General features: G+C 43.0%; 6 protein-coding genes. 5 read left to right on the forward strand and 1 reads right to left on the reverse strand.

Features of this window, described 5'->3' with window-relative positions; translation table 11 throughout:
* Positions 1-217: hypothetical protein (locus tag JHD69_RS18845; RefSeq protein WP_199141890.1), on the forward strand; the 217-nt coding region annotated here is incomplete at its 5' end.
* Positions 218-426: 209 nt separating this feature from the next.
* On the opposite strand, the gene JHD69_RS18850 is transcribed toward JHD69_RS18845, so the two are convergent.
* Positions 427-1,113 carry a hypothetical protein gene (locus JHD69_RS18850; RefSeq protein ID WP_199141891.1) on the reverse strand — a complete coding sequence of 229 codons (687 nt, stop codon included), beginning with the start codon at positions 1,111-1,113 and terminating at the stop codon, positions 427-429.
* A gap of 397 nt (positions 1,114-1,510) precedes the next feature.
* Here JHD69_RS18850 and mutS point away from each other — a divergent pair, with 397 nt between their 5' ends.
* The 4 genes from mutS to JHD69_RS18870 form a co-directional block, all read left to right on the forward strand.
* The gene (gene mutS / locus JHD69_RS18855; RefSeq protein ID WP_370583521.1) at positions 1,511-4,120 is read left to right on the forward strand and encodes a DNA mismatch repair protein MutS; all 2,610 of its coding nucleotides are present in this window, start codon (positions 1,511-1,513) and stop codon (positions 4,118-4,120) included.
* Between the two features lie 200 nt (positions 4,121-4,320).
* Positions 4,321-4,863: a C40 family peptidase gene (locus JHD69_RS18860; RefSeq protein WP_199141893.1), complete on the forward strand. Its 543-nt coding sequence runs from the start codon at positions 4,321-4,323 to the stop codon at positions 4,861-4,863.
* A 7-nt stretch (positions 4,864-4,870) separates the two neighbouring features.
* Positions 4,871-5,419, forward strand: a complete 549-nt coding sequence (locus tag JHD69_RS18865) for a redoxin domain-containing protein (RefSeq protein WP_199141894.1) — start codon at positions 4,871-4,873, stop codon at positions 5,417-5,419.
* Positions 5,420-5,476: 57 nt separating this feature from the next.
* On the forward strand, positions 5,477-5,805 hold a 329-nt coding region (locus JHD69_RS18870; RefSeq protein WP_199141895.1), incomplete at its 3' end, for a TlpA disulfide reductase family protein.

Below are 5,805 nucleotides of genomic sequence, written 5' to 3' on the forward strand. Positions count from 1 at the left end.
CCCCCCCCCCCCCCCCCCCCCCCCCCCCCCCCCCCCCCCCCCCCCTCTTTTAGATGTGTATAAGAGACAGTGCAGAAGCATTTTGCTTTTGGAAGCACCTTGCTTGGTTGAGCAGAACCAATGGAATTTTACAGTATGTTCATTTTATAGACAAAGAACAGCATTTGATTTTGTCTATTTGCCAATATGGAAATGTTCACGTAAGTGTAAGGAATAAAGAAACAGATGAGCTGTTTAGGAATTTGCTGGAACAAAGCAAGCTAAATATAAGGCCTTGCTCTCCAAATCAGATCTAAGAGGTTAAAATACTGTGTGTTATAGCTCAAATCTGAAAGCCTCCCTAGTTGCGCAACATCCAGCATTAAGAGATTTTTGCTCTTGCTGATTTTGCTTCATCAACAAGAGCAAAAGCTCAAAATAAAAAATCTATTTTTTAGCTTTAGCAACTGCTTTTTTTGGTAATGTAACTTTATTTTCAGTAGGTGTTCCGGTAGCGGAATCCTCTTTTTTAACCACTTTTTTTGACGTTTTTATAGGCTCAGCTGCGATAGTGGCTTCTTTTTTAGTCTTGATTGCCTTATTTGGAGTGGCTTCCGGCGTGATTTCAACGTCCTTTTTAGTGGTTGTTTTTTTGGTTTTTGCAGGCGCTAATGTTTCGGTATCCGCCTGTTCTGCAACAGCTTTTGTCTTTTTAACGGCAATTTTAGGTTCCTTGGCTGCTGTTTCTTTCTTAGCTTTGGCAACAGGTTTGGCTTTTGCAACCGGCTCTTCCTCAGTTGCTTCCTTTTTGGTAGGTTTAGCTTTTTGAGGCGCTGCTGCTATAGGCAATTCTTCTTTTACAGGAACTGCTTTAACAACTGGTCCCTGCAGGTAGATTTCTAATATTTGCTTCAAATAAAGATCCGGCTTTGGCATCCTTACTAGGGTTCCGGGTTCTTTGTCTTGCGATTGTTTAATGTAGGCCGATTTTATTTTGCCCCAGTCTTTAGAATAGAGTTTGATAAACATGGCTATAAACTCTTCGTGGGTATATTTTTTAGGCAATCTGCCCAACACGACCTGTATTTTTTCTTCTTTTCTATGTAATATTGCCATTAGCTTTAATTTCTGCAAAGATAGCCTAATTATTGGCGATTTAAGATTTGGTTGATCAAAATAGCTATATTCATTATGAATGAGCTAAGAGTTGGCGAGGATCAGACCTTGTTTTAAAGGTTTTGATGTGACTGTTTTCCGGTGCGTATCGGGTGTCCATGATCTCAACAAACCTCGGGTTATCTAAATAGGTGCTTGTTTTGGCAAAATTATCGGCATTAAGTACAACTAAAAATTCCTGTACAATCACTTTAGTTTCCATCCTTTTAGGTATTGGTTATGAATTATAAACAAAGGCATCGGCTTTGGGTTTTGACAATCGGTTACCTCTTAACATTTCACATATTTTCTCCACAAACGTTTTATCGCTACGCCACAAGATAGTATATTTACGGTTTATAAATTCAGAACAATTTTGGCGAAGGCAACAGCGAAAGAAACCCCATTAATGCAACAGTACAATACCATCAAGGCTAAATATCCTGGTGCGCTATTGTTATTCAGAGTAGGAGATTTTTACGAAACATTTGGCGAAGATGCCGTTAAAACTGCCCAGATTTTGGGCATCGTGCTCACCAAAAGGGGAACCGGGCCAAACGGGGCCTTGGAACTTGCCGGATTTCCACATCATTCGCTCGAAAATTACCTGTCTAAATTGGTGAGAGCTGGACAAAGGGTGGCGATTTGCGATCAGCTCGAAGATCCCAAAATGACCAAAACTATCGTAAAGCGCGGGGTTACCGAATTGGTTACACCCGGAGTAGCTTACAACGACAACATCCTGAGCCAAAAAGCCAACAATTACCTCGCTGCTGTTTTCTTCGACAAGCAAACCATGGGCGTGGCCTTTTGCGATATCTCTACCGGCGAATTTCTAATCGCCCAAGGCAGTTCCGAATACATCGACAAGCTTTTGCAGAGCTTTAGGCCTACGGAAGTGGTTTTTCAAAAACATAAGCGCCAGGATTTTTTCAATCTCTTTGGCGATAAATTCTATACTTTCGGCTTAGACGATTGGGCTTTTACCGCCGATTATGCCAACGAAACCCTAACCAAACATTTTGAGGTTAACTCGCTCAAAGGTTTTGGGGTCGACAAGTTGCAGGCTGGTGTAATTGCAGCAGGAGTGGTGCTGTATTACCTTGGCGAAACCGAACACCGTAACCTGCAGCATATCACTTCCATTTCGAGGATTGAAGAAGACCGCTATATGTGGCTCGACCGTTTTACCATCCGCAACCTGGAATTGGTAAGCACGGCCAACGATAATGGCGTTACCTTGTTCAATGTGCTTGATCAAACTTGTACGCCCATGGGTGCGCGCCTGTTGCACAAATGGATTGTCATGCCTTTAAAAGAACTGAAGCCTATTCAGGAGCGTTTGGGTATGGTCGATTATTTGGTAAAGCATGAAACCTTGCTCGAAGAGTTTCTGGACCACATCAAACCAATCGGCGATTTAGAACGCCTGATTTCGAAAGTAGGCCTGCAAAAGGCGGGGCCGCGCGAACTGTTGCAACTGAAAAGGGCATTGGGGCATATTGAAGAGGTCAAACAACTGGCCGAAAAGACTGAAAACCCGTTTCTCACAGCCTTGGCCTCGCAACTTAATCCTTGTTTAAGCATTAAAGAACGACTGGAAAGAGAACTGCAACCCGATCCTCCGGCCTTGCTGGTTAAAGGCAATGTCATAGCCGATGGCATTGACGAAGAGCTGGACCGTTTGCGTAAAATTGCCTACGGAGGCAAAGAGTATCTGGTCGAAATCCAGAAAAGAGAAGCGGCCAGTACGGGCATTCCGTCGCTTAAAATATCTTTTAACAACGTATTTGGTTATTACCTCGAAGTTACCCATACCCACAAAGACAAAGTACCTGAAAGCTGGATCCGTAAACAGACCTTGGTTAATGCCGAGCGCTACATTACCCCAGAACTGAAGGAGTATGAAGAGCAGATTTTAGGTGCCGAAGAAAAAATACAGGCCATCGAAGTCAGGCTGTACAACGAGCTGATGTTTCAAGTGGCGCATTACATCAAGCCTATCCAGCTGAATGCTTTTTTAACAGCGCAACTGGATGTATTGCTTTGCTTTGCACAATTGGCCATCAAAAACCATTATGTAAAGCCAGAGCTTAATCAAAAAAAAGAACTCGATATTAAAGGCGGGCGGCATCCGGTTATCGAAAAGCAATTGCCAACTGGCGACGAATACATTACCAATGATGTGTTTTTGGATAATGAAGGCCAGCAGATCATTATCATTACTGGTCCCAACATGTCGGGTAAATCGGCTATTTTACGCCAAACCGCATTAATTGTGCTCATGGCGCAGATGGGTTGCTTTGTGCCGGCCAAATCGGCCAATTTGGGGCTTACCGACAAAATATTTACCCGTGTGGGAGCTTCCGACAACCTCTCTTCGGGCGAAAGTACTTTCATGGTAGAGATGAACGAAACGGCCAGCATCCTGAACAATATTTCTGACCGGAGTTTGATTTTATTGGATGAAATTGGCCGTGGCACGAGTACTTACGACGGAATTTCTATTGCCTGGGCCATTGCCGAATTCTTGCACGAACACCCAACGGCGAGACCGAAAACGCTTTTTGCTACGCACTACCACGAGCTTAACGAGCTCGAAAACACCATGGCTCGCATCAAGAACTTTAATGTAGCCATTAAGGAAGTGGGCAGCAAAATCATTTTCTTACGCAAGCTGGTGCCTGGTGGCAGCGAACACAGTTTTGGTATACATGTAGCCAAATTGGCGGGCATGCCTTCTAAGTTGATCAGCCGGGCCAACGAAATCCTGAAACGCCTGGAAATTGACCGTACCGAGGGGCAAAGCATTAAAGACAGTATTAAAAAAGTGCAGAACCAGGCTTATCAATTGCAGATGTTTGCGGTTGACGATCCGGTATTGATCAAAATCCGTGATTCGCTAAACAACCTCGACGTGAATACCTTGACACCGGTAGAAGCTTTGCTTAAATTAGACGAGATACAGCGCTTGATTAAGAATTAGTGGGTTTGAAGTTAAAAGTTGAAAGTGAAAAGTGAAAATTTGAAAGTTGTCGACTTACGACTAATTACCAATATGACAACTACCATGGTGCTAGCCAACTAATAACTAACCACTCAATAAATAGTTGAAAAGTGGAAAACTGTTGACATTTTATCAGTTTGAATTGAGTTATCTTGTGGGCATTCACCAAATCGTAATTTATGATCAAAGCCATAAACGTCAATCTGCAACGCATTCGATTTCTGAATCCACGTCTGCCTTTACAACTTGGTTTGGGTTTGTTGCTGGCGCTAACATTGGCCTCTTGTGGCACCCGAAAGTATACGGCAAGGCCCGATATGAAGGCATCGAAAGTAGCAGATGCGATGGCACAGCTCAAAAGCAGGGAGCTTTACCGCTTTATAGCCGATTGGACAGGGGTGAAATACCGCTTGGGTGGTTTAGATAAAAACGGCATTGATTGCTCGGGTTTCGCTCTTTTGCTCGAAAAAAATATTTATGGCTTAACTTTGCCCAGGCGTTCGCGCGATCAGGCTGAAGCCGTAAGGAAAAAGAGCATCGGAAACTTGGAAGAAGGAGATTTAGTATTTTTCTCTTTTGGCGGCAATGAAGTAGACCATGTAGGCGTTTATTTAAATAATGACTTTTTTGTACATGCTTCTACCACAAGAGGGGTAGTGGTTGACGACCTGAATTTGCCTGTTTATCAGAATGCGATTGTAAAAACAGGAACCTTAAAATAAAAACTCTATGCGTAAAACAATTTTCTCTCTCTGTTTATTACTGGTAGCCAGTGTAAGCCTAAAGGCACAAAACCCTTTAAAAGCTGGCGATATCCTGCCAAACTTGGCCCTGTTGAGCACTAAAGGCACCGTGTACGACCTCAAGGCACAAAAACAGCCCAAAGGCTTTGTGCTTGTATTTATGACCCCAACCTGCGACCATTGCATCATGTATGAAGATAGGGTAATAGCACTTGATAAAAAATATAAATCGAAAGGCTATCCGGTTGTAGCAATTGGGCCTTATGGCGACGATCCGATTAAATATCCGCTAGATGCGATGCCCGAAATGAAGAAGATGTCGGATAAAAAGGGCTTTACTTTTCCTTATTTGTCAGACGACAAGTTTAAATATACCTTCATGCTGGGCATCAGGCAAACACCAACGGCGGTAGTCCTGCAAAAGAAACCCAATGGCTTCTTGATCAAGTACATTGGCCGTATTGACGATAACGAGGATCCGAAAGCTACGCCAAAAAACAAATATGTAGAGCAAGAGCTGAATAAATTGCTATAAGTCAAATTTCGGTCTGCGGCATTTGTCCTGTTGTTAAAATCTTTTATCCAAGAACCGATGAGGTACTTATTGGCCATTATTTTCTTTTTTGCAATTGCGGCAGCTCATGCTCAGGTTAAATTACTATCTTTAAATGAGTTGGAGCAACGGATGGCTCAGGGAAAAGATACCACCTATGTGGTTAATTTTTGGGCAACGTGGTGTGGACCTTGTGTAGAAGAACTGCCGAATTTTGAAAAACTGCAGCAGCAGCACCAAAACCAGCCCCTCAAGGTATTACTGGTGAGCCTTGATTTTAAATCGAAGCTGCAAAAAGAAGTGGTTCCGTTTGTCCAAAAGAACAAGATCAAATCGGAAGTATATGTAATCAAGGAACCCGATCAGCA

It is taken from the genome of Pedobacter sp. ASV12 (assembly GCF_016429155.1).
GTDB lineage: Bacteria > Bacteroidota > Bacteroidia > Sphingobacteriales > Sphingobacteriaceae > Pedobacter.

Bases quoted from the DNA above. Each gene is read 5' to 3' on its own strand.
- JHD69_RS18865 (WP_199141894.1), top strand. From the start codon at position 4,871: ATGCGTAAAACAATTTTCTCTCTCTGTTTATTACTGGTAGCCAGTGTA.
- JHD69_RS18860 (WP_199141893.1), top strand. From the start codon at position 4,321: ATGATCAAAGCCATAAACGTCAATCTGCAACGCATTCGATTTCTGAAT.